The sequence below is a fragment of the Leptospira selangorensis genome, from assembly GCF_004769405.1.
Lineage (GTDB): Bacteria > Spirochaetota > Leptospiria > Leptospirales > Leptospiraceae > Leptospira_B > Leptospira_B selangorensis.
Genome location: NZ_RQES01000012.1, coordinates 292119 through 314633, shown reverse-complemented (window position 1 = coordinate 314633; position 22515 = coordinate 292119). Strand labels below are relative to the sequence as shown.

At 40.3% G+C, this 22515-nt stretch carries 26 protein-coding genes; 15 read left to right on the top strand and 11 right to left on the bottom strand.

The window, feature by feature from the left end:
• Window positions 1-63: 63 nt before the first annotated feature.
• The 7 genes from EHO58_RS09515 to pssA are packed head-to-tail and all read left to right on the top strand — an operon-like array spanning window position 64 to window position 6868.
• A complete protein-coding gene (locus EHO58_RS09515) occupies window positions 64-1533 on the top strand; it encodes a TolC family protein (protein ID WP_135628784.1) in 1470 nt (489 codons plus the stop codon).
• Window positions 1530-2711, top strand: a complete 1182-nt coding sequence (locus EHO58_RS09510; protein WP_135628782.1) for an efflux RND transporter periplasmic adaptor subunit — start codon at window positions 1530-1532, stop codon at window positions 2709-2711. The genes EHO58_RS09515 and EHO58_RS09510 overlap by 4 nt, the downstream gene beginning before the upstream one ends.
• 55 nt (window positions 2712-2766) lie before the next feature.
• Window positions 2767-3375 (top strand): transcriptional repressor LexA, encoded by a 609-nt coding sequence (gene lexA, locus EHO58_RS09505; protein ID WP_086446331.1) that lies wholly within the window; start codon window positions 2767-2769, stop codon window positions 3373-3375.
• Window positions 3376-3434: 59 nt separating this feature from the next.
• Window positions 3435-3737, top strand: a complete 303-nt coding sequence (locus EHO58_RS09500) for an LA_1448 family UV-C exposure upregulated protein (RefSeq protein ID WP_100710357.1) — start codon at window positions 3435-3437, stop codon at window positions 3735-3737.
• Complete coding sequence (locus EHO58_RS09495; protein WP_135628780.1) at window positions 3727-5094, top strand: S41 family peptidase; 1368 nt, start codon at window positions 3727-3729, stop codon at window positions 5092-5094. The genes EHO58_RS09500 and EHO58_RS09495 overlap by 11 nt, the downstream gene beginning before the upstream one ends.
• Before the next feature lie 2 nt (window positions 5095-5096).
• On the top strand, window positions 5097-6113 hold the full coding sequence (tsaD, locus tag EHO58_RS09490; RefSeq protein WP_135679757.1) for a tRNA (adenosine(37)-N6)-threonylcarbamoyltransferase complex transferase subunit TsaD: 1017 nt from the start codon (window positions 5097-5099) through the stop codon (window positions 6111-6113).
• A complete protein-coding gene (gene pssA / locus EHO58_RS09485) occupies window positions 6110-6868 on the top strand; it encodes a CDP-diacylglycerol--serine O-phosphatidyltransferase (protein WP_135679756.1) in 759 nt (252 codons plus the stop codon). Before tsaD ends, pssA begins: the two co-directional genes overlap by 4 nt.
• Before the next feature lie 89 nt (window positions 6869-6957).
• On the opposite strand, the gene EHO58_RS09480 is transcribed toward pssA, so the two are convergent.
• Together EHO58_RS09480 and EHO58_RS09475 are read right to left on the bottom strand one after the other, a co-directional pair.
• Window positions 6958-8256 carry a hypothetical protein gene (locus EHO58_RS09480; RefSeq protein ID WP_135679755.1) on the bottom strand — a complete coding sequence of 433 codons (1299 nt, stop codon included), beginning with the start codon at window positions 8254-8256 and terminating at the stop codon, window positions 6958-6960.
• Complete coding sequence (locus EHO58_RS09475; protein ID WP_135679754.1) at window positions 8257-9123, bottom strand: hypothetical protein; 867 nt, start codon at window positions 9121-9123, stop codon at window positions 8257-8259.
• 291 nt (window positions 9124-9414) lie between these two features.
• On the opposite strand from EHO58_RS09475, the gene EHO58_RS09470 reads away from it, so the two are divergent.
• From EHO58_RS09470 to EHO58_RS09450, 5 genes are read left to right on the top strand one after another with little or no spacing between them, the layout of a single operon-like run.
• Window positions 9415-9639, top strand: a complete 225-nt coding sequence (locus EHO58_RS09470) for an LIC12298 family protein (protein ID WP_010515858.1) — start codon at window positions 9415-9417, stop codon at window positions 9637-9639.
• Between the two features lie 2 nt (window positions 9640-9641).
• Complete coding sequence (locus tag EHO58_RS09465; protein ID WP_135628771.1) at window positions 9642-10313, top strand: JAB domain-containing protein; 672 nt, start codon at window positions 9642-9644, stop codon at window positions 10311-10313.
• Window positions 10314-10351: 38 nt separating this feature from the next.
• Window positions 10352-11122, top strand: coding sequence for an ABC transporter permease (locus EHO58_RS09460; RefSeq protein WP_135679753.1), 771 nt, complete (start codon window positions 10352-10354; stop codon window positions 11120-11122).
• Window positions 11119-12321, top strand: coding sequence for an ABC transporter ATP-binding protein (locus EHO58_RS09455; protein ID WP_135679752.1), 1203 nt, complete (start codon window positions 11119-11121; stop codon window positions 12319-12321). The genes EHO58_RS09460 and EHO58_RS09455 overlap by 4 nt, the downstream gene beginning before the upstream one ends.
• A 42-nt stretch (window positions 12322-12363) precedes the next feature.
• Window positions 12364-13674, top strand: a complete 1311-nt coding sequence (locus EHO58_RS09450; RefSeq protein ID WP_135628764.1) for a UDP-glucose dehydrogenase family protein — start codon at window positions 12364-12366, stop codon at window positions 13672-13674.
• On the opposite strand, the gene EHO58_RS09445 is transcribed toward EHO58_RS09450, so the two are convergent.
• On the bottom strand, window positions 13671-14495 hold the full coding sequence (locus EHO58_RS09445) for a thioredoxin family protein (RefSeq protein ID WP_135679751.1): 825 nt from the start codon (window positions 14493-14495) through the stop codon (window positions 13671-13673). The genes EHO58_RS09450 and EHO58_RS09445 overlap by 4 nt on opposite strands.
• Before the next feature lie 120 nt (window positions 14496-14615).
• Between EHO58_RS09445 and hisE the strand changes: the two genes are divergently transcribed.
• Window positions 14616-14894, top strand: coding sequence for a phosphoribosyl-ATP diphosphatase (hisE, locus tag EHO58_RS09440; RefSeq protein ID WP_008593771.1), 279 nt, complete (start codon window positions 14616-14618; stop codon window positions 14892-14894).
• An 8-nt stretch (window positions 14895-14902) separates the two neighbouring features.
• On the opposite strand, the gene EHO58_RS09435 is transcribed toward hisE, so the two are convergent.
• Genes EHO58_RS09435 through EHO58_RS09410 form a run of 6 tightly spaced genes read right to left on the bottom strand, consistent with a single transcriptional unit; the run spans window position 14903 to window position 19486 of the window.
• Window positions 14903-15313, bottom strand: coding sequence for a zinc ribbon domain-containing protein (locus EHO58_RS09435; protein ID WP_135628759.1), 411 nt, complete (start codon window positions 15311-15313; stop codon window positions 14903-14905).
• Window positions 15313-15897 (bottom strand): cytochrome c-type biogenesis protein CcmH, encoded by a 585-nt coding sequence (locus tag EHO58_RS09430; RefSeq protein ID WP_135679750.1) that lies wholly within the window; start codon window positions 15895-15897, stop codon window positions 15313-15315. The genes EHO58_RS09435 and EHO58_RS09430 overlap by 1 nt, the downstream gene beginning before the upstream one ends.
• Complete coding sequence (locus EHO58_RS09425) at window positions 15894-18077, bottom strand: heme lyase CcmF/NrfE family subunit (RefSeq protein WP_135679749.1); 2184 nt, start codon at window positions 18075-18077, stop codon at window positions 15894-15896. Before EHO58_RS09425 ends, EHO58_RS09430 begins: the two co-directional genes overlap by 4 nt.
• Window positions 18074-18472, bottom strand: a complete 399-nt coding sequence (locus tag EHO58_RS09420; RefSeq protein WP_086446084.1) for a cytochrome c maturation protein CcmE domain-containing protein — start codon at window positions 18470-18472, stop codon at window positions 18074-18076. The genes EHO58_RS09425 and EHO58_RS09420 overlap by 4 nt, the downstream gene beginning before the upstream one ends.
• Before the next feature lie 7 nt (window positions 18473-18479).
• Window positions 18480-19304: a YdcF family protein gene (locus EHO58_RS09415; protein ID WP_135679748.1), complete on the bottom strand. Its 825-nt coding sequence runs from the start codon at window positions 19302-19304 to the stop codon at window positions 18480-18482.
• A 2-nt stretch (window positions 19305-19306) separates the two neighbouring features.
• Entirely contained in the window at window positions 19307-19486 is a 180-nt protein-coding gene (locus tag EHO58_RS09410; protein ID WP_020771166.1) for a tautomerase family protein, read from the bottom strand.
• A 157-nt stretch (window positions 19487-19643) separates the two neighbouring features.
• On the opposite strand from EHO58_RS09410, the gene EHO58_RS09405 reads away from it, so the two are divergent.
• Window positions 19644-20180: an Mpo1 family 2-hydroxy fatty acid dioxygenase gene (locus EHO58_RS09405; RefSeq protein ID WP_135679747.1), complete on the top strand. Its 537-nt coding sequence runs from the start codon at window positions 19644-19646 to the stop codon at window positions 20178-20180.
• 72 nt (window positions 20181-20252) lie between these two features.
• Here EHO58_RS09405 and EHO58_RS09400 read toward each other — a convergent pair whose 3' ends face one another.
• Together EHO58_RS09400 and EHO58_RS09395 are read right to left on the bottom strand one after the other, a co-directional pair.
• Complete coding sequence (locus tag EHO58_RS09400) at window positions 20253-21035, bottom strand: helix-turn-helix domain-containing protein (RefSeq protein WP_135679746.1); 783 nt, start codon at window positions 21033-21035, stop codon at window positions 20253-20255.
• 15 nt (window positions 21036-21050) lie between these two features.
• Window positions 21051-21878, bottom strand: a complete 828-nt coding sequence (locus tag EHO58_RS09395; RefSeq protein WP_135679745.1) for an alpha/beta fold hydrolase — start codon at window positions 21876-21878, stop codon at window positions 21051-21053.
• 144 nt (window positions 21879-22022) lie between these two features.
• Between EHO58_RS09395 and EHO58_RS09390 the strand changes: the two genes are divergently transcribed.
• Window positions 22023-22400: an SMR family transporter gene (locus tag EHO58_RS09390; RefSeq protein WP_135616872.1), complete on the top strand. Its 378-nt coding sequence runs from the start codon at window positions 22023-22025 to the stop codon at window positions 22398-22400.
• Window positions 22401-22515 lie beyond the last annotated feature (115 nt).

Here is a 22515-nt window from a genome sequence, read left to right as displayed (position 1 = left end):
CTAAAAAGGCAAACGGACTTGCGGTACCAGGGCTTGATATTGAAATAGCCATAAGGAAAGAGGATGCGAGACTTCCAATCGGGACACGAACAAGATCTACTCGATAAAACTTCCTATAATAAGAACAGAAGTTGGATCCTTCTTTCTATTTTTGCTGCTTCTTCTTTTTTATTCCCTTTCGGAACACTTGTATTTCCAGAAACAATTCCTTTCGAAACGACTATCGAAGATAAAAAGGGAAATCCGGTTAATAAGCCGAGCCAAAACGCCAGTCCGGTAACCACTAGTTCTACAAATGCTAGTCCAACTGCGGGCAAGGTCATAGACTGGGATGTGGATCGTTTAACTGAATATGCGATCTCAAACAACCCTCTGTATTTATCCGAAAAACAAAATATGGGGATCGAAAGAGGACGGGTGATCACCGCTTCCTTATATCGAAATCCAGTCCTTCAATTCCAACAACAGTTCATTGGCGGAACTCCAAACTCACAAGGTGGAAGTCCGGAAACAGCACCCGGAATGTACCAAGAGTTGGACGTGTATGGAGTTGTTCCTCTTAGAACAAGAGTAGCCAAAAAAGGATTCGAAGCTTCAATCCAAGATTTCTGGAATTTCGATCGTATCTTCCGGATGAGGCTTCGCCAAAATTATTGGGCATTCGTATTTCTTACACTTCTTGTAGATACAAACAAAGAATTCTACGAAAACTATAGCGATCTTTTAGAACTCACAAAGTTTAGAGTGCAGAAGGGAGATATCTCTCCTCTCGAATTCGAACGTTTAGAGTTAGAAAGGATACAGGTAGAAAAATTCTACCGTGATGCGATCGTTCGCAGGCAGGCTATCGAAAAAGATCTACGCATCCTTTCCGGTTTATCTGAGGAAGAAGGTGTATTCGCTTTCAAAGTGGACTCCATGAAGTTCAGAACTTTGGAAGAAATGGGACTACACTTAAAAGAAAATTTTCCTTCTGTAGAACGTCCTGACCTTACTGCGCTCGAGCAAAGGTTACAAGAGAAGAAGATGAACATTGAACTGCAAAGAAAGGAAGCCTTAGGCTGGTTGCAGTTAGGTGGAGAGTGGAGGGTCAAAGGTGGGGAAAATTATGGAGGAGTATTCGCTTCCATCCCAATTCCTTTGAATGATAGAGGCCAAGGAAAAATATATTCTGCAAAAGAAGAATATAGAAAATTCGAACTCGCCTTAGATGCAAAAAAAAGAGAAGTAAACGCCGAGATCGAGGCCGCTAAAAAAGAATTATTGGCGAGAGAAGAACTCTTAACCAAATACGAAAGGATCAATCTTCTCCAGAAAAACAAACAATTGGAAGAGAAATCCAGAATTGCATATGTCCGCGGCGCCTCCGATCAAGTAACCTTCCTCCAAGCAGAAAAAAACTACCTCACCATCCTCAGAGAATATTACGACCTACTATATTTATATTTTAATGCGGTAGAAAATTATAAAGCCGCAACCGGAAAAATCGCGGAAATTTCTTCGGCAAACAGGGCGAAGGGAGAATCACAATGAAACTATTATTCCAAAAATATAAAGTTCTGATCGTTTTAGCCTTGGGAATTACGATCGCATTTTTCGGGTTCAAATACTTCTCCAAAAAAAAACCTGAAAAAAAGATCACTGAAGAGAACAAAAACGTATTCACTGTTCCGGAAGACGTGATCAGAAGACATCCACTCACTTATGTTGGCTTAAAAGAAGTCTCCCAATTCGAAGAACTTGCATTACCGGGTAGGATCACCTACGATCCGGAAAGTATGGCCAAAGTAGGCTCTCAGGTCGAAGCCAGGATTAAAAAAGTTTTGGTTAAAGAAGGGGATAAGGTCAGCCAAGGATCCCCGTTAGCAATTCTTTCTTCCATTCAATTGGGAGAAGTAGAAGCGGCATATGTAAAAGCAAGAGCATCTTTGGATGCATTGAAGATGCAAGCGGATCGTGCTAAGGAACTTTTCGAAATGAAAGTTACCTCTGCAAAAGAATATGAGTTCGCAACCATGCAGTACAAAACTGCAAAAACAGAAGTGGAAACCACTCGTATCAAGTTGGACAATTACGGTCTGACTCCTTCCGAGATCGAAGGGATCGAAAGAGGTATCTATGTATCTTCTAATCTTATTCTGCGAAGTCCTATCAACGGAGAAGTTACCGAAAGAAAAGCTGTTCTAGGCCAGCAGATCAATCGTAACGAAGAGTTATTCACGATTGCTAACTTAAATCATCTTTGGGTTTTATTAGATGTATATGAAAAAGATCTGGGCGGAGTGAGAGAAGGTGCGCAGGCAACTATATTTCCTTTAGGTGACGAACATAGTAGCGTTCAGATCCAAGGAAAAGTGGGTTATGTAGGAACGGTTTTGGACAATATTAAACGTACTGCAAAACTCAGGATCATGGTCTCGAATAAAGGAAATAAATTAAAACCCGGCCAAACGGTTACTGCAAAAGTGGCCGGTCTTGTTGTGAGCACCGGTGGAGGGAAACGAAAGATGATCCCTCTGGAAGCAGTCCACGAGATAGAAGGAAAATTTTTCGTATTCATTCCTCATGGGGAAGGCAGTTTTGAAGCGGTAAACGTCATAGTAGGGGACACGATAGAAGATGATATTATCATCTTAGGTGGGCTTCCTGACGGCGCAGAAGTTGTCTCGAAAGGTTCCTTCGTTCTTAAGAGTGAATTCCTTAAGTTTTAATCATATCACCAAAAAAGTACTTGCACAACATTTATTCACTAATAACTTGTTAAGCATGAAAGATCTAACGGAAAAGCAACTCGCTGTTTTACAGTTTATTACCAATGTAATCAAAGAAAGAGGCTTTCCGCCAACGATCAGAGAGATCGGAGATGAGTTTGGGATTACGGCAAAGGGTGCTTACGATCACCTAAAAGCCATCGAGAAAAAAGGATATCTCAAGACCTCCAAAAACCAATCCAGAGCAATAGAGCTTACCCGCCAAAGTCCATTCGAAAGTTTACCAGTTCCCACTCCGAGCATTCCCCTCTTAGGTAGAGTTGCTGCCGGCCTTCCAATTTTAGCGGAAGAAAACATAGAAGCTTATATCCCAGTTCCGGAAGAGATGGCTTCCAAAGGAATCACCTTCGCCCTGAAAGTGCAAGGGGATTCCATGATAGAAGCCGGGATCAATGACGGAGACGTGGCGATTATCCAGAAAAAGGATATAGCTCGGAACGGAGAGATCGTAGTTGCTCTGATCGAAGACGAGGCAACTTTAAAAGTGTATTTTAAAGAAGCGGATCATATTCGTTTGGAAGCTAGAAATCCAAAATACAAACCGATCCGTAGTAAAAAAGTAACCATCGTAGGAAAGTTGATCGGCCTTTATCGCTCCTATTGATAAGCTCTCCGGATTTCGGAGTTGACATTAACCCTTGAGAGAGGAAAGATTTTGAAAGAGTGAATAATCTTTCCTTTTTCCGCGTATTCGCGGCCTTCTTCTTATTACTTCTATTATTCGATTGCGCCTCCCGAAAAAAAGAGATCGGAGACAGGGACTTAAAATTAGTCCTTGAATATCTGACCGAGGCCCGCCTTGCGGAAAGATTGAATTACGCTTCCGAACAAACCATTCGAAAGGATTCCGAAATTTTGGAAGCTGCCTGCGAAAGATACCAACTAGATAAGGATTCCGTAATGGAACAAATTCGAATCAAATATCCGAAGACTTACTTCGCATTGGTCGGCAAAAATGAAGAGTAAGGAAAGATTTGCCTGGGCCGGTTTGGTTCTGATCTTATTTACTACGCTTGTATTTCGTCCGGTACATGCAAAAGCGGTTTCAGAAACTGCTGAAAAATATCTGCAATTATTCCATGAAGTTTTCGGACTCATGCAAAACGGTTATGTAGAAACCGTAGACGAAGAAAAAGTATTCTTAGGTGCGATCAAAGGAATGCTCGGATCTCTGGGAGATCCTCATTCTTCCTTCTTGGAAGAAGAAGAATACAGACAAATGCGGGAAGAGACTCGTGGATCTTTCGGCGGAGTCGGAATGGAAGTGGCTTATACTGACGGAGCTATAGTAGTTGTTTCTCCTATCGAAGATACTCCTGCGATGAAAGCGGGTATCTTACCTCAAGATAGGATCATTGAGATAGACGGAAAAAGTACGGCAAACTTGGGCTATGCAGAAGGGATCAAACTAATGCGTGGAAAACCGGGAAGTTCCGTAAGCATTAAAGTAGAAAGAAAAAATATAAAAGAACCTCTGCAATTCACATTAGTTCGTGAAAACATTAAGATACGATATGTTCGTTCTTATTTCTTCGAAAAAGAAAAAGTGGGTTATCTCCGTTTGAACCAGTTTATGGGAGAAAACACATTAGAAGAATTTAAAAAACATCTGAAGTTACTCGCAGATAAAAAATCCGAAGGTCTAATCGTGGATTTAAGAATGAATCCGGGCGGCTTATTACCTTTATCTGTTGCATTGTCCGATATTTTTCTTCCGGAAGGATTGGATATAGTTTCCGTAAGAGGAAGAGGTGGAGAACTTGCGGACGTGTCCAAGTCTACAGGCAAGGGAGATAAATATACCTCTATACCTTTAGTCGTCCTTATCAATGAAGGTTCTGCTTCCGCTTCTGAAATTTTTGCCGGAGCGATCCAGGACCACAAAAGAGGAAAAATTGTAGGAGTTACTTCTTTCGGGAAAGGTTCGGTACAGATTGTTTATCCACTTTCTTTCGGAATGGCCGTCAAACTTACGGTCCAAAAGTATTATACTCCTTCCGGAAAATCACTTCATGGAAAAGGGATTCAACCGGATGTGATCGTAAAAGGGATAGAACCTAATGAAGATGATCGTTTCTATCTCAGAAAGATGAGCGAGAAAAAATTATTAGATCAACTTGCTTCTAAATACCCTGATTATAATGAGCAGAACTTTTTGAATTTTGAAAAGGCGCTTAAAGAACAAGGGATCAAACTCAGTTCGGATGTTGCCAGAGCGGTTTTTAAAAATAAAACCCAAGCAGAAAAAGACAGAAGTATGACCGATTTGGAATTGGATCCTCAATTGAAAAAAGCAGTGGATCTACTTTCTTCCAAATCCTAATTATGATCGGTCTTGGAATAGAGACTAGCTGCGATGAAACCAGTCTAGCGATCGTAAAAGATGGGAAAGAATTACTTTCCCTCAAAATTTTTAGCCAGATAGATCTTCACAAACCTTTTAGAGGGATTGTTCCGGAGATCGCTTCTCGTGCTCATTTAGAAAAGATCAATCCTCTTCTCTCCGAAGTTTTAGAAGAATCCAAACTCGGACTTTCCGATCTGGACTATGTGGCTGTGACCAGATCCCCAGGTTTGACCGGTTCACTAATGATCGGTGCTCAATTGGCGAGGTCTATTCATGCAGTATATGGAACTCCTATCGTTCCACTTTGTCATTTACAGGCTCATTTTGCAGTATTACATTTAGAAGGTGTGGAGCCTGTTTTTCCGGTATTAGGTTTACTTCTTTCCGGTGGGAATTCCGCAATCTATAAGATTCCTCATTTTGGTAAAATGGAAGTGGTGGGAGATACGATGGATGATGCCTTAGGTGAGGCATTCGATAAGGTTGCAGGGTTATTATCCCTACCTTATCCCGGTGGACCCCCAATTGAAAAGGAAGCATCCAAGTATGTTCCTGAGCCAAAGGAGAAAGATCTTTTACCTCCTTTGCTTAGGAATCTGGAACAGGATCGTGTTGCGTTTTCTTTTTCAGGTTTAAAAACTGCTGTTTCTCATTTGATTGCAAAACAACCGGATCTTTCCTCTCAGGCAGTATGTTATCATTTCCAAAAGACAGCATTTGAACTTGTGGAGAGGAATCTAAAACGTGCGGTTTCTATCACCGGGATCAAAAGGATCATGGCAGGGGGAGGGGTCTTGGCGAATTCTACACTTCGTAACAGATTATCCAAATTCGCGGATAAAAATTCCCTGGAATTTTTTTCTCCCCAAAAAAAGATCTACTGCACGGATAACGGCGCGATGGTTGCTGCCCTCGGTTATTATCTATTTAAACAGGGATATTCTAAGAGTTTGGACTTTACTGTAAGTCCGGTAAGGCAGGAGACCTATATATGAATCGCAGGCTACATTGGATTCCAAATATGATCACTCTCGGGAACTTGAGTATGGGATTTGTTTCCATACTTATTGCTTCCGAGGCAACAGGTAACGGACCTCAATCCTATATACTCTCCGGATTTTTCATCCTGCTCGCAGCGATCTGCGACGGATTGGATGGAATGACTGCAAGAGCCTTGGATGCAACTAGCGAACTCGGTGCAGACCTAGACAGTCTTGCAGATCTTACCGCATTCGGTATCGCACCTGGATTCCTTTTTTATAATATGGTTCTGGGTGAATATAAGATAGATGTTTTCGGAAAAGAAGATCTTTTTCCGATCGGAATGTTGATCGCTGCTATCTTCCCTGCTTGTGCTGCATACAGATTAGCAAGATTTAATGTGGCTCATGACCCTTCTTCTTTTACCGGGCTGCCATCTCCTATCGCAGGAATTACTATCGGATTTCTTCCTATCTTTTTAGGAAAAGATCATACTCTTCCTCATTGGTTGGGAATTCCTTTGTTTATCCTAATTGCTTTTTTAATGGTTTCTAATATTCGATATGGCAAACCTCAGGTTGCGATTCGCTCCAAGCTAACTCCTTTGCGTGCAGGTTTAATGTTAGGCGCTGCTTTGATTGCATTATACTTTGTAGGATTTCCTCGCTGGCCTTGGCTTGTTTATGGACTGATCTGTCTTTATATCTTCTCCGGGATTTTGACTTTCCTAATCCATATTCTGCAAGAATTGAGAGTCAAACTAGATTAAATAGTTTTTTAGAACTTTCTATTTTTGGAAAGGAGAAGTTGCCCAAAAGCACTTCTCCTTTTTTTATTCCGACAATCTATTTAGATTTTTTAATCAAAGAGCGGAACATACACCTGGAATCTCATACTTAAACCGTCTCCTTTACCTTCCTTCTCTCTAGTGTGGCGAATATGAATAGCAAAGTAAGAATGAGAGATCCGTAAAAAAGAATAAAAAGATTTATCGGTTACAACTAACCCTGTTTCCTCCGGAGTGATGGATTCCTCAGCGAACGCAGGATATAAATTTTTCTCTTCTGCATAGATGAGGCTTGCGTAGATTTTCCAGTTTTTACCCACAGAAATTTGTACCCCTGCTTCAGTAAGTCTGTCCCCATTCTTTCTCCACTCTTGCCCTAATTCCCATCTCCAAAATTTTTTCCGGTAAGATAGGTATAAACCTTTTCCAAAAATCCAAGAAGAATGATCCGAAAAAGAGTAGGCTCTAACCTGTGCTAAGATTGCAAACCATGGGAATTCTAAAATTTCCATCCGACCCAAAATAGATTTAGCCGAGTACAATTCTTTCCCATCCGAAGAATATCGACTGGATTCCGCGAATTGTAATCTTCTATATGGTCCCGGTTCCCAAACAAATCTGAATAATTCCGCTTTTTCTTCCGGATCCGTTTTTTCTGAAAGTTGGAATAATTGCCCCGATCTTCCCCTAAATCCTGAAACGAATATTCTTTTATCTTTCTCTTTGTCCGACCATGCTGCCGATAGAATTCCTTGAAGATCGTCTTTGGTGCCGAAAATTTCAGTCCTAAACCAGTATGGTTTCTTTTCAGATTTTCTTTCTTCGGAAGAAGGGAATTCTAAAAGTATAAATCCTTCTTTCGTTTGGGGAGAATATGCCAGTTCCAGATAATTTTTATATGGTTTGAAGAAGAAGCCGGGCCGTTTATCTGCAGAATTTTCCGCATAATAAGTACCTAATATACTCTCTCCAAATTTTAAGCCTAAAAATCCGGTTCTGACAGTCGGTTGTTCTAAGAACCAGAAAGAAGAAAAATCAAATTTCTCTCTTAAAAAGAAAAAATGATTCAAAGGTCTGAATCGATTTCCATAAGAAAGATACATATTCTTATTTTCAAATAGATAGGAGCCTAAATATGTTTCTCCTCTTTTTTCTAAAAATACTTTATGTTTGGAACATTCTTCATGGGGAAGAGCTAAAACGAAATTTTTAAAACAAACTTCTCCTCTGAACCATACGGTCTCCTGTCTTTTTGTATAATATCTGGAATCGTATCCTGAAAAGGAAACTCCCGTAGAGAAAGGAGTAGGTAAGTTCTCAGCGGATAGAATATTCGAAAAAATGAATAAAACAAAAAGGGATTTTTTCATTTAAAATCCTCTTTTGGAGCGGATCAGCCTTTTGATTTTTCTTCTTTTGGGTTCCGGAAGTGAATCTAAATAGGTTCCGAATTTTTCAGCAGGTCCTTCGGAATGCGAAGAAATGGAAATGGATTCTTGTAAGGAAAATCCAAGTTTCAAAAGTTCTTCTACTTTTAGAGATGGATATATATTCGTTTTTTCGGCGGGCGTTTGCGGTGGAGGACTAGGTTTTGGATCTTCTTCTCTTTTATAAAATGGAGAATATCCAAGTCCGACAAATCCGATTGGACTTTTTTCCGATTCGAATCCTTCTAACTGTCCTAAAAATCCTTCCCAGCTCCAATAGACCCCGAGTGAGACTCTATCTTCAAAATCTAAAGAGCTGTTTCTAATTCTTTCATAACCTAAACCGATCCGAAATTCTGAGTCCTGAGAAGAGTTGAGTAATATTCCTAATGAATTTTCTTCCTGAGCCTTTCTTCCAAAAAATTCCCAACTTAATTTGGAACCATAGATCCCTAGAGAAGTAAAATAAGAAGAAGGCCCAAAACCTCCTGCTCCAAAGCGAAACCTAAAACCTAAATTACGGCTTAGCTCTATTTGATAACCTAAGGAAACTGTTTCGAAAAATTTCCCTTCTTTGGTCCGGCCGCTGCGAACATAGGAGAGTCTATATTCTTCTTTTGTGCCTGATGAGAATGGGAGCTGGAGAGAAATTCCGGAGAGCGGAACTTCTTCTTTTTCGTATATTCCGAAAAAGGATATTTCTCCTCCGTTCCACCAAGGTCTGAACCAGATCTCTGCCGGTATGTTTAGATCCGATCCGAAAACAAAAGCGCTGGGAAGAAGAAGGATGACTAAATGGTGGAACCTCATTCCAGAGACGGGTCCAATTCAGTAAGGGCCGAGTGCGATTTTTTGGAAATTGGCCTATTTTTTCCAAAATGAAACCAGGTTGAATTCAGGATTTGTCCGGGCTGGGGGTAGAATGGATCTTGTGAGTGAGAAACTTCCGGTCAGATATTCGGAAATTTCTCTAAAAAAACACGGTAAACGCTTGACGGTAGCTATAAATTCGTATAGTATATAAATAACCGTTTAGTAGATTATTGGTGTAATAAATTCAATTTATGTCGTCTAACTAATTAGGCGAGGGAGAGAAAAGTTATGATGATTCGATCTCTACAAGATTCAGGTGCTTACGAGAGAAACCGTAAAGGTCTCGCTGGGGCGGGATTCGATTGGAGGGAAAAAGTTCGTTCTTCTGAACCGAACTCTAAGACCTTCGCGGATTATTTGGAAGAATCTTTCCAAGGGGACTTGGTCCAGGACGGAAATTGGTTTTCTGAAACACTTTCCGAGTTGAGCAAGAAGAACCTGAGAAAAATTTAAACTTGGCTGAGCGCTGGGGCTCAGGTCCGGATCCTAGATCCCGTATCTTTCATGATGCGGAGAATTTGGAAGATTGGGAGCTGATTGCCGTTCTTTTGGGTAAAGGGAGCAGGGGCCTTCCTATCGAAGATCTCAGCCGAGATATTCTAAAAAAGTCCCGAGGGTTGGGAGGACTTCTCTCATCCAATATTCCTAGAAATTTTCGTATCAACGGTTTAGGTAAGGTAAAAGTCAGCATCTTACTTGCTGCTTTAGAACTTGCTAAAAGGCTTAAATATAAATCCATCCGAATGGCGGGTTATAACCCGACCACACTTTCTTCTTATCTGCAGGGTCTATTCTCCCCTTTAAAAAGAGAATGTTTTGTTTTAGCCACCATCTCCCCGGCAGGAGATCTTTTAAGAGTGGAAACAGTTTCCAAAGGTAGTTTGGAAGAAGTGGGAGTTCTTCCAAGAGACTTGGTCCGGATCATACTCAATGACGAGGCTTCCCAGGCGATACTGGCTCATAATCATCCCGGCATGATCTGTTTTCCTAGCCAAGAAGATTGGGAAGTTTATACCAACTTAAAGGATATACTCTCTAATTTGGATGTGGAGCTTTTGGACCATTGGATTTTTGGAATTGACGGGATCTTTTCCTGCAGACAATCTACTCGACTAGGAGAGAACTGATCGATTTCTCCTCTTAAATTCTAGTCCTAGGTTATAGAGTGACCTCTTTCTTTTTTTTGCGTAATCTCAGAATTTTATCGGTTCTTGTAAGAAGGGATTATGCATTGCAATACGCAGGTTCCGCATTGGGCCTGGCCTGGATGTTCCTACAAAACGTAAGTTTAATCCTGATCTATACGGTCGTATTTTATTTTATTGGGATCAGGTCCCAAGGCGAAAATTCCATAGAATATTTTTCTAATGTACTTAGCGGACTTTTATTTTGGATCCCTTTGCAGGAATATTTGATCAGAGGTACGGGGATCCTGACTGATAACAGGCAATTGATCAAAAGATCTCCTCTTGGTCCTGAAATTTTTCTTTGGATCCCATTTGTGCAATTTTTGCTTCATTGGCTTGTGACTTCTATTCCTATCTTTATCTTTTTGGCCTGGGCAGGTAAGCTCGGGATTTGGAGTTTACCTCTTTCTTTTTTATCTATGTTCTGCACCGGATTATTTCTGGCATGCCTCCAAAGTTATCTTGCTCGTGTGAATATTATTTTAAGGGATATTTCCCCTTTAGTGAGATTATTGACCCAATTCTTGTTCTGGGGTCTTCCTATTCTTTACGAGTCGAAAGGTATTTTAGGAAAATTGAATGTATTCAATCCATTCTTTTTTCCTTTGGAAGTTTTTAGATCTGCATTGCTTGTCGGATATACTCCTCAAGGAAACATTTTGGACTTTCTTCCTTTTTTTGGGATTTTCCTCGGGATCTTTTTTTTCAGTCGTACTAAATTAAATCAGATAGTGTTGGATCACCTTTGATTAAGATAGAGAATATTTCAAAGACCTACCAAGGTTATAGTAAACCTTGGAATCGGTTATTAAGTGCGATTACATTCGGATATTTCGGCTTGGATGTAAAATACAAGGCGTTAGATGGAATTTCTTTTTCTGCGGAGAAGGGAGAAGTCATCGGTATCATCGGTCGTAATGGTGCCGGAAAATCCACCCTACTTAAATTGCTGACCGGAGTTTCCAAAGTGGATTCCGGAAAATTGGAGAAGAAGGGAACTGTTCGTTCTATCTTAGAATTGGGCGTCGGTTTTAATCCTGAACTTTCCGGAGAAGAAAACTTATACTATAACGGTCTAGTCTGGGGATTGGATCCGGAAGAGTTGATCAAATCTTCCGAGGAAATTTTCCGTTTTTCAGGTTTGTCTGAATTCCGCAAAAGTCCTTTAAAGAATTATTCCTCGGGAATGACTATGAGATTGGGATTTGCACTCGCGACTGCAAAACGTCCTGATATTTTGATCGTGGATGAGGCCTTGGCTGTAGGTGATGCAAGCTTCCAACAGAAAAGTTTAAACCGATTTCGTAAGTTTTCGGAAGAAGGAACTCTTACTTTAATTGTAAGTCATGACCTGGAACTTTTAAAATCCGTCTGCACTAGACTTATTGTTTTGGAAAAAGGAAAGCTGGTATTTGACGGAGATCCGATAGACGGCTTTAGGGAATATATGCAGATCATTGCTTCTTCTTCCTTAGAAGGAAACACTAAGATCCAGGATAAGGATTCTTTGGTGGAATCTTTGGATGTAGAGATCCAATATGCCGGTAAATCAAATCCTTCTATCTTGCCGGTGGGCGCGGAAGTTTTATTAAGAGTAGCAGCATCATTTCGTTCTTCTCTAGAAGATCTAACCGTCGGTTTTCATATCGATGATCATAGAGGGATCAGAGTGTTCGGAACAAATACATTCCATATTGGTGGTCGCCAAAAAGATCTAAAACCCAAGGAACCTGTTCGGATAGATTTTCGTTTTCCACTAAATCTTTCTCCTGGGAAATATTCTTTGGGAATTGCATTACATTCCGGTGAAAGTCATGCGGAAGGTTCTTATCTTTGGAAGGATGGGGTTTTACAATTCGAGCTAGAAAGATTGGATGTCCCCAAATTTGAAGGCGCCGCTTGGATCCCGGTCAAAGTTGAGGCGAAAAAAGGGGATTTTTCCGGATAAATTCCTTCCCAGCCTCCCCTTTGAAAGGATTCTGGTTTTCGTATGAAAGTTTGCGTAATTGGAAGCGGTTATGTGGGTCTTGTGGCCGGGGCTTGCTTCGCTGAATATGGAAATCATGTGATCTGCGTGGATAAGGACTCTAAAAAAATAGAGGACTTAAAAAAAGGAATCATACCTATTTATGAACCTGGTCTTTCCGAATTGGTTTTGAATAACCATAAGGAGAATCGACTGGGTTTTAGCACTTCTATCCAAGAAGGTGTAGAAGGCTCAGAAATCATTTTTATCGCCGTTGGAACTCCAACATCGGACGATGGATCCGCCGATCTAAGCGCCGTATTTGCTGTAGCAGAACAGATCGGAAAATCAATCAACGGTTACAAGGTGATCGTGGATAAATCCACAGTTCCAGTAGGGACCGCTGCTAAAGTAAAAGAAATTATTTCTAAAAACACCAAACACGAATTCGACGTCGTATCCAATCCGGAATTTTTGAAAGAAGGTGCGGCGATCGACGACTTCATGAAACCTGAAAGAGTTGTGATCGGCGCAGACAGCGAAAGAGCTGGATCGCTTGTTGCTCAACTTTACGCTCCATTCGTATTGAACGGAAATCCTATCATCAAAATGGGAACCGTTTCTGCAGAGTTAACTAAATACGCATGTAACGCATTCTTAGCTACTAAGATCTCTTTTGCAAATGAGATCGCGAACTTATGCGAAACCGTGGGCGCAGATTACGAAGATGTAAGAAAAGGAATGGGAACCGATTCTAGGATTGGTCGCCAATTCTTATATGCCGGTATCGGCTACGGTGGATCTTGTTTTCCTAAAGACGTTCGCGCATTGATCCGCACTTCCGAAAATTTTTCTTCTTCTCTTCGTATTATTAGAGAAGTAGAAAGAGTGAACGAAGACCAAAAGGTCCGCCTATATACTAAGATAGAGGACTTCTTCGGGAAAGGCCAGATCAAAGGAAAAACTCTCGCGGTCTGGGGACTCGCATTCAAGCCGGGCACGGACGATATGAGAGAAGCTCCTTCTATTCCTTTATTATTAAAATTGCATGAAGAAGGCGCTAAGATCAAGGCATTCGATCCCGTTTCGAAAGAAACTTCCGAATACTATTTTAAAGACAAGATAGAATATGCGAAAGACGCGTATGACGCGTTAGAGGGAGCGGATGCACTTCTTCTTCTTACCGAATGGAGAGAATTCAGAGAACCTGATTTTTCCAGAATTAAAAAATTAATGAAAGGTCATGTGATCTTTGACGGTAGAAACCAATATCGTCCGGATCATATGAAAAAAGAAGGATTCAAATACTTCTCTATCGGTAAACAATCGGTTTAATTCAACCGATTCAATAAGTCCTGGATCTCTTTTTTTTCCTCCGGATCAGAGCTGAGTTCCAGGGCTTTTTTCAGATCTTCTTTCGCTTCCGTTTTTTGGCCGAGCGAAGAGTAAGCTCCTCCTCTATAATACAAAGCCGCTTTGGAATGTCCCGTTGGGAACTTATCCAAATATAAAGAAAACGTTTTGATCGTTTTCTCCCAATTTTTCAATTCTGTAAAACTAAGTCCCAGATTGAATAAAGCCTTATGTTTATTCTCAGGCATTCTTGGATCTTCTGACGCGAATGATTTGTAGAAGTAATCTGCTGACTTTTTGTATTCTTTTGCTTCGAAGTAATATTCTCCCACCTTTAAAAGAAGAAGATTATTTTCAGGATCTTTTTCTAAATCTGCAAGTAGGCTAACTTCTTTGTCTCTTTTTGAATACGCCGATCTTAAGGTCTTGATCACCATTTTATGATCTGGCATTCCTGCGATCTTCTCTGTAAGACTTCCGTTCTTATCTAAAAATAAGAGAGTAGGATATCCCGTGACATCATACTTTTTCTTTAAGTTCGGAAATCTATCCCCGTCCAGAGAAAGTAGTACGAACTTGGATAATTCCTGTTTTACCTCTTTTTTAGGATAAATTTCCTTTTTGAGGGTTTTGCAATAACCGCACCAATCTGCATATACATCTATAAAGATGGGTTTTCCTTCCTTCTTCGCCTTATTAAAAGCTGTCTCGACGGAAGTTTCCCAAACCTCGGAGCTGATTTCGGATGCGAGTGCAAGGCAGATCAAGACTAGGACGGATCGGGTTTTTGAAAAAGGGAGCATTGGTCTCATCTCTTCGACCTTTTTTTCTCCGTTTCGTTTTTAAGGAAATGCAGAAATACGGAATTTTTTGTTTACCGTCAAGAACGGGCCCGAATATTCGAAGTATCTCCGGTGGTAATGATGGACTTCCTGCTTCAGTTAGAGCAAATCCTTAAAAAAAGAAAAGAAGAACTTCCCGAAAAATCCTATACTGCGGACCTCTTTCGAGGCGGCGTGGATCGTATCCTTAAAAAAGTAGGGGAAGAAGCTGGAGAAGTGATTATCGCGGCAAAAAACGCGGACAAAAAAGAACTCACTCACGAGTCCGCGGATTTACTCTTTCATTTACAAGTTCTTCTTGTGGAAAGAGGTCTTTCTCTTTCCGACATAGTAGAAGAACTTAAAAAAAGACATTCTTAAAAATCAGTTCAGACTTGGAGTTTTGTCCCACATTCAGGGCAAAACTTCGCTCCAAAAATTTCTATTTTAAATCCGCAGTTATGACAGAACTTTCCACCAAGCTGAGGTTTGGCGGAAGTTTCCGCTTTGGAAGAAGTTGTGGTGGTTGCACCTTGGCTGATCTTTTTGTCCTGCTCTTCTAATTCTTTTACTAAACCGGAAGAGATAGATTTGAATTCTGTCTCGGTCAATTTTCCGGTATCGAATTCAATTTTCAGATCTTTCAGGTTATCCAGAAGAACGTCCCTTCTATCAAATAACTCGGAACTTTTAGGATCCGTTTCGTAAGGGATTTGTTTTGCGAACATACTCACGTAAACGAATGGTGCCGCGATAATAGCGACCAAAACTATATAAAAGAAAATTAATAAAAAATCCATTATTTCTGTTTCTCCTCTATTTCGGAGATGTATTTATCAAAAGAAGAATGGTTTTCCGATTCTGTTGCGATTGCTGCTTTTGGAGCTGTCCTTCTTTTTAAATACAGATAGATAAGAAGTATCCCGAATGCAGCGGCAGCAGCGATACTAAAATCGATCCAAGAAGAATCCGGTTTGGCCAGAATGTCGGGACCAAAACCCATGATGACTCCTTGAGCCATTCCTTGGTTTCCGGTTTCGATAAACTTTGCGATGATAGGATCTGAAACAATATCTTGGCCAAATCCGTGGACCATTTTGTCCACGATCAAATCCGCGGATTCTCCAGCTCTGATCCTGTTCTCTATGAAAAGTTTGAGTTTTGCAGAAACTGTACAGTTATTGAAGGAACAACTTTTGATCGCGATAGATGGAATACAAATACATCGTATTCTTTCAGTCACATTATGGAATGTGCGGATTTGTTCTTGGTCGGTCAGATTCGTAAAAGTAGAATCTGCATTTACTGCACCGATCCAAATGAAAAATCCAAAAATTGAAATTAGGATTTTCTTATATAGGTTAGAAGAGACTAAAACTTTCATTTTTTATCTTCTCCTATCGGTAATAGGATCAATAGTCCGGATAAGAAGAACATCAAAGATCCTGCCCATATAAATTTCACCATTGGATTGACCCAGACTTCTAAATTCGCTACGATCTGATTCGGGAATTTCAGATATTTTGCAGCCTTGATCGCAGGATCTCTAGTAAAGAAAAAGTCCAGGAACATTCCTGGAAGATCCGGATTCTCATCCGAAAGATCCGCGTGCTCTATCGCTCCCAATTGGATATAAAGATCTTCTTTAGGGGTAGAAGAGATAGAAGGTTCACTAGTAGGAATATGTGTCTCAAAGTCCCCGCTCAAATGTGAAATTTGAGGATAATATCTTCTTTCGGTTACCATCGTATCAAAACTTTTCAGTTGTTTTTTGACTTCGAAGGTTGCCTCATGAGAAACGATTACGTTTCTATGATTGACTCCAGCTTCCGGATCTCCGTTTACAATCGGTTTGATCTTAAGAGTGGTTGCGCCAATCGTATAATCTCCTAAAATCGCAGTATCATCGCTCGTATAAATAAGCTCATTCGTAGGAGAAAATCTTAAGAAATAGAAAAACTTTACGGAAGTGTTCTGTTTAAATGCGTTTCCTGCAAGACCGATAAACAAAATTACCATGGATAAGTGAACCAAATATCCACCGTATCTTCTTTTGTTTTTCAGAAGCATTCTGAATCCGGCTTGGAGATAATTTTCTCCTTGGATAGCGGACCTTCTCGCCTGGATTCCATTATGATATTCTTGTACTATACCGGCTATCGTGAAGATCCCCAGTCCTACCGTCAGAACGCTATAAACTTCTCCTACTACATCACCCAGGCTATAATCACTGATGGAGAAATTGTTTTTATAATATAAAATATAGATCCCGGCTCCAATGATTCCAGCGATCAGAGGTTTTAATAATGTAGTGAAAAATATTTGGTCAGCGCCTTTTCTCCATGCAAGTAGTGGAGCCGCTCCCATAAGTAGGATGAGTAGAATTCCAGCAGGAACTCCCCAGGAATTGAACCAAGGAGCTTTATATTCTACTCCTGACAATAAAGGAGAGAATACTCCCAATAGAATGGAAAGTGTTGCGATCACCAAAAGGAAATTATTAAGTAAAAAACTTCCTTCTTTGGAAGTGATTGCTTCTAAATTTCTCTCCGGTTTCAGTCTTTCTTTTCTATAGATTAAAATTCCTAGATAGAAGAAGAAGCTTACGCCGATAAAAACTATAAACGGAGTTCCGATACTGGACTTAGAGAAAGAATGTGGTCCTTCTAAAACTCCGCTTCGAGTGATCCAGGTTCCGAGTAAACAGAAATGGAATGCCAGAATGATCAGAAGCATATTCCAAAACTTTAACATTCCCCTTCTTTCTTGGATGATCATCGAATGTAAGAATGCTGTGGAGAGAAGCCAAGGCATTAAACTTGCGTTTTCAACCGGGTCCCAGGCCCAATAACCGCCCCATCCTAATTCTTCGTAAGCCCATTTAGAACCTAAAAGTATTCCAGTTCCTAAGAAAAACCAAGAGAAGATACTCCATCTTCTTACGAATCTAAACCAGTTCTCTGATAATTGCCCTGTGATCAATGCAGAAGAAGCGATCGCGAATGGGATCGCAAAACTCACATAACCTATGTATAAGATCGGCGGGTGAATGATCATTGCCCAGTGTTGTAATAACGGATTTAATCCTCTGCCGGCGACTGCAGCAGGTTGGAATTCACGAAAAGGTTGTGCATCCGGAAAAAAGATCGCTAAGAATGAGAAGAAACAGGTGATCACTGCCAAAGAAAGATGCATAACCGGAATTCTTTCGTTTAGCAGATCTTTTGTTTGCCAGAGAACAACGAATGTAAATCCGGAGAGTAATAAATTCCAGAATAGAAGTGAACCGGAAGATCCAGACCAAACGGATGTCATCTTATAAAATAAAGGAAGATGTTCACTGGAATGCATCGCAACATAATAGTTGGATAGATCGGTCCTCATTAGTTGGACAACCAACACTATAAAAGCCAGAAGGATGACCGCAAAATTAGCCATCAAAGTATAACGGCCTAATTCTAATGCCCTAGAATCGTTTTTAAAAATCCCGTAACTTGTTTGGATAATGGAAAATAATAGGATGGAGAAGGAGGAGATGAGACAAACTGCGCCTAAATCATTCATTGTTCTTCTTCTTTATAACCTGCTTCGTATTTGGATGCACATTTCGCTTCTACCTTATCAGCAACCAGGACTCCGTTTTTCCAAACTCCGTCCACTCTTGCTCTGGCACCTTCTTTAAATGCGTCGGGTAATAATGTAGCTCCCGTAAAAAAAACTGGCACTTCTTTTTCGTTCAGTTGGAGAACAAACTTGGCAGTTTTTCCTTCCCGGATAAGAGAACCTAATTTTACGAATCCTCTTACTCTTAATAGATCATCCGCCTCGTATTTAGTGGTATTTGCAGCTAAATCGGAAGCATCTAATAAAGTATAAGAAGTTTCTTTAGAAGAAAAGAATGCGATTGTTCCCAAGGAAAGTGCGATGATACTCGCAAGTACGGTAAATTTCACGTTCATCTGTGTTTTAATTCCAGTCCTTAGACCAAGGATATCGGATACGGAGGGGAAGAAAAGTGGAAATACTCTCTCTAAATCCGTAAACGAATAGGCCTATTCTCTCTTTCCAAGCGATGCTTGTATTCTCCAGACTTTGGGAAGAAGGTATAAAATCGTCTATAGTCAGAATTTTGACTCTGGACCTATAGTCTGTTGGCCAAGGATGTATCTTGATCCCAGTGTTTGCAAATACCAGTAGAGACCTTTCCATATGAAATGCAGAAGTAATCAGGATTGCGGACTTCCATTTATTTCTACTAAAAAGTTCTGCCGTTTTTTCCGCATTCTCCTTAGTGTTCCTGCTTTCAGTCTCCAGAAAAACGACCTTTGTAGGAACTCCTAAAGATTCGAAAAATTGAAGAGCGAAGTCGGATTCTTTTCTAGTTTGGAAGAATAAATTCCCGGAACCTCCGGTGAAAACGATACGTGGCGCTTTTCTTTTTTGAAATAACCTTACAGCGTCAGTCATTCGTTCCGCAGCAGAAGTCAATTGTACCTGTTGTTCGTATAAGGCAAGATTGTCTACGGCCCCGCCCAAAACTAAAATTGCATCCGAGTTTTCCAGAGTTTCTAAACGGACCGGAGGATGTTTTTCTTCCAGGCCTTTGACCAACCATTGGGAAAAACTATCAGTGGCGGCGACCCAGATAATAAGTGTAGGAACTAAAACCCAGACCTTATGTTTGAATTTGGGAAGTCTGAAGGCAAAAAGTACCAACAAAAGAAGGGAAGCGGGTAGGGGAAATAAGAAGGCCCCTGCAAGTTTGGAGGCCGCAAAAAAGATCGTATCCATTTTTACTCTAAGAGTTTTCCACCCACTGCCCAATTCTCTCTGGAAACTTCATCGATCACGATATATGTGGATTCAGGAGGTTTTGCGGCAACTTTCGTAAGAGTTTCTGTGAATTCTTTAGTTATCTGCTGTTTTTGCTCTTTGGTTAGAGGCCCGGCTACTTTTAAATTGATATATGGCATATAATTCCCTGGTTTGAATAGGTTTGAGGACCGACTCAATGGTTTATTTCGAACGAGTATTACGCAACGGATTTTTTTTCTAAAATGGCAGGTTCGTTCAAGCCGAAACCTGGGAATCGGGTATATACTGAAACTGAAATTGTGAGGAGTTTTATCCATGAAATTCGCTAAGGAAATGGCCTTCTATTCCGCGTACCACCAAGAAAAAAGAAACGTGTGGATCCACGTGTTAGGAGTTCCTACCATCACCTTCACCTTATTTTTGGTGCTGAATAGATTAGAGTTAGTTAATGTTTTAGGTTATACAGTAACCGCTGCTACCGTATTTGGGATCGTAGTGCTTGCCTACTATTTCACCTTGGATTTTATTTTTGCTGCGGCGACTACTGTGGTCTTCGGATCTTTAATGTTTCTCGCTCAATACATCACCCTATCATTGACCGCTACCACTGCTTGGAGCATATTCGCAGTCGCTCAGTTGATAGGTTGGGGAGCTCAATTCTACGGACATTTTATCTTTGAAAAAAGCCGTCCTGCATTGTTCGACAATTTATTCCAAGCAGTAGTTTCTGCTCCTATTTTCGTAATTGCAGATGTGTTTTTCGAATTGGGACTCAGAAAAGATGTGCAAGAAGCGGTTCGTAAAGAACTCGCAGCACAAGGCAAATTAAAAAACTTCAGCACTGCTCATTAACATTCTCTCTTGCTTTTACGCAAACGCCCGCGTTTAGCGGGCGATTTTCTTTTCTATAATATTCAATATTTATTAAACGCAAAAATGGACTGCAACGTTCGTGTTCGCACCTAAAAACTTAGAAGGTTGTACACCGAACATTCTTTTGAAAGTCCTACTTAAATGTGCTTGGTCTGCAAAACCGGCAGCATGAGAAGCTTCGGTCAGATTTCCGCCTTCCTTCAAAAGTTTTGCTGCTTCATGTAGTCTCAACCAAAGTTGGTATTGTCTTACAGGAAGGCCCATTTGCAATTTGAAAACATGCATAAACCTTGTTTCTGAGAACCCTGTTTCTTTTGCAAGTTCCGGAACGGAGATGGAACCGGGAAGAGCGGATTTCATCCTAAGAGTTGCTGATAGAACTCTGGGGTCTAAAGAAACTCTGGAAGGTTTTTCAGTTCCTACACAAGCAAGAATATCTTCGAAAAGTTCTTTGGCGGCTTGGCAATTTATATTTTCATGAAATAGATTCTTACATCTTGAGAGAACGGGTTCTAAATTTTCAAAAGGGATCTCTGAGATTCCTTTTCTTCCAAACCTATCAGCAACAGATGCATAGTCGATACCATAGGGGTCGATCTGCAAAACGATCATATCGGAATTTTCTGCAGAAAGAGTATGATAAGTATTCGGAGCTAAAACCACAGCTTGGAACTCCAACACATTGCCGGATTCTTCTATCACTTTGAACTTAGAAGTCAAAGAGATTAAGATGGAAACTGCATAGTGAGAGTGGGGATCTGTGGTCAGTCCTTTTTGGGCCAAGAATACTCTGGCTCCGAAATAGAATAATGTTCCGATTTGAGATTCTTCCATTTCCCGAATACCGGATTATAATTTTTGAATGATTCTTTCCAGGGTTTTTTCAGGACGCTCGAACGGAAAAAAATGAGATACACCATCCCATAACTCTAAACTTGAGTTTGGATTTCCTTTGATAATCCTTTTTGCGGCAGAAGGAGAACATACTTCGTATTTTCTGGGAATCGTGATATGTGTTTCTGTTTTGATCCTTCTATATTGTAGTAAACTTAAGAAGCTAACAGAGTTAAAAATTTTAGCTTCTAATTCAGGAGGACAACATAAGGCCCATTTATCTCCTTCTTTTTTAAAACAAGAATTCAAATAATCTTCGAACACTTCATCGGACCAGTTCACAAAAGTGGGAGTCTTTCTAAATGCTTTTTTGACAAGGCTCAGATCTTTAAATTCTCTTCTTCTTTTTATTGCACCCTTTGCTAAAGGAGTATCGAAAGCCGATGCAAGAAGAAGGTAAGCGAAATTTAAGATCACAGGATCCATTGCAAAAATTTTACGGAACAAATCAGGTCTTTGGTAAGAAGAAAGTAACATGCTTGCCCCTCCTAAAGAATGCCCGACTCCCACAACATTCTTCAAACCTTCGGTTTCAATCAGAGCTAAAATCTGATCTCTAAAGAAAAACCAATCCTTCCATTCCAAGTTTGGTTCCGATTGGCCATGACCACAAAAATCCAAAGCAAGAACTCTATGAGTTTTAGAAAGTTTTTGTATTAAATAAGTATAACAACCTGCAGAGAATCCATTAGCATGAGCGATCAAGATCGGATCTAAGGATTTATTGCCCGCATCAATATAAGAAAGTTTGATCCCACGGAAGTTAAACGTTTTTCTATCCATTCAAGATTTGCCCTTGCTATTTCTTTCCCTTTGCTTTCGATGGACAGGAATTCGGAGTTTCGACCGATTCCCCAAAGCGGGATAATACACTCTTCCTAAGGGGAGATTACAAGAAAACAATAATCGAATTCTTGAGAGAGATAGATGAAATTAACGGTGATAATCATTTTCGTAGTCGCATTATTCTTCAATGCCTTAGCAAATATTTTAATCAAGGCAAGTTCTTTAGGAGATAAAACAAATACGGCTTCCGGAATAGAAGGATTGATCAAAGCATTTTTACATCCAGTGTTCTTTGCGGGACTTGCTTCTTTCGGGATCGCGTTATTAGGTTATAGATGGGTATTAGGTAATGGATTAAAATTATCCTTAGCGTATCCACTTTTCACTTCCGCAGGATTTATCATTGTGCTCGTTGCTTCCGCTATATTTTTTAAAGAAGAACTAAACTGGACCCAATGGACCGGCATCGGTTTGATACTCGCTGGAGTATGGTTGACTTCTGCGGAAATGTTTGTCTAAATCATAAAGTTAATAAATAATAAACCGAATAGAGTAGTGATCTCGAATTCATTTTGCGGCTGAGATCGTTACTCCTGGAGTCTAATTACAGGAGATAAGCTAAAAATTCAAACCG

Coding starts and splice junctions, on each gene's coding strand:
- EHO58_RS09515 (WP_135628784.1), top strand. CDS start 64: ATGCGAGACTTCCAATCGGGACACGAACAAGATCTACTCGATAAAACT.
- EHO58_RS09510 (WP_135628782.1), top strand. CDS start 1,530: ATGAAACTATTATTCCAAAAATATAAAGTTCTGATCGTTTTAGCCTTG.
- lexA (WP_086446331.1), top strand. CDS start 2,767: ATGAAAGATCTAACGGAAAAGCAACTCGCTGTTTTACAGTTTATTACC.
- EHO58_RS09495 (WP_135628780.1), top strand. CDS start 3,727: ATGAAGAGTAAGGAAAGATTTGCCTGGGCCGGTTTGGTTCTGATCTTA.
- tsaD (WP_135679757.1), top strand. CDS start 5,097: ATGATCGGTCTTGGAATAGAGACTAGCTGCGATGAAACCAGTCTAGCG.
- pssA (WP_135679756.1), top strand. CDS start 6,110: ATGAATCGCAGGCTACATTGGATTCCAAATATGATCACTCTCGGGAAC.
- EHO58_RS09480 (WP_135679755.1), bottom strand. CDS start 8,256: ATGAAAAAATCCCTTTTTGTTTTATTCATTTTTTCGAATATTCTATCC.
- EHO58_RS09475 (WP_135679754.1), bottom strand. CDS start 9,123: ATGAGGTTCCACCATTTAGTCATCCTTCTTCTTCCCAGCGCTTTTGTT.
- EHO58_RS09470 (WP_010515858.1), top strand. CDS start 9,415: ATGATGATTCGATCTCTACAAGATTCAGGTGCTTACGAGAGAAACCGT.
- EHO58_RS09450 (WP_135628764.1), top strand. CDS start 12,364: ATGAAAGTTTGCGTAATTGGAAGCGGTTATGTGGGTCTTGTGGCCGGG.
- EHO58_RS09445 (WP_135679751.1), bottom strand. CDS start 14,495: ATGCTCCCTTTTTCAAAAACCCGATCCGTCCTAGTCTTGATCTGCCTT.
- hisE (WP_008593771.1), top strand. CDS start 14,616: ATGGACTTCCTGCTTCAGTTAGAGCAAATCCTTAAAAAAAGAAAAGAA.
- EHO58_RS09435 (WP_135628759.1), bottom strand. CDS start 15,313: ATGGATTTTTTATTAATTTTCTTTTATATAGTTTTGGTCGCTATTATC.
- EHO58_RS09430 (WP_135679750.1), bottom strand. CDS start 15,897: ATGAAAGTTTTAGTCTCTTCTAACCTATATAAGAAAATCCTAATTTCA.
- EHO58_RS09425 (WP_135679749.1), bottom strand. CDS start 18,077: ATGAATGATTTAGGCGCAGTTTGTCTCATCTCCTCCTTCTCCATCCTA.
- EHO58_RS09420 (WP_086446084.1), bottom strand. CDS start 18,472: ATGAACGTGAAATTTACCGTACTTGCGAGTATCATCGCACTTTCCTTG.
- EHO58_RS09415 (WP_135679748.1), bottom strand. CDS start 19,304: ATGGATACGATCTTTTTTGCGGCCTCCAAACTTGCAGGGGCCTTCTTA.
- EHO58_RS09410 (WP_020771166.1), bottom strand. CDS start 19,486: ATGCCATATATCAATTTAAAAGTAGCCGGGCCTCTAACCAAAGAGCAA.
- EHO58_RS09405 (WP_135679747.1), top strand. CDS start 19,644: ATGAAATTCGCTAAGGAAATGGCCTTCTATTCCGCGTACCACCAAGAA.
- EHO58_RS09400 (WP_135679746.1), bottom strand. CDS start 21,035: ATGGAAGAATCTCAAATCGGAACATTATTCTATTTCGGAGCCAGAGTA.
- EHO58_RS09395 (WP_135679745.1), bottom strand. CDS start 21,878: ATGGATAGAAAAACGTTTAACTTCCGTGGGATCAAACTTTCTTATATT.
- EHO58_RS09390 (WP_135616872.1), top strand. CDS start 22,023: ATGAAATTAACGGTGATAATCATTTTCGTAGTCGCATTATTCTTCAAT.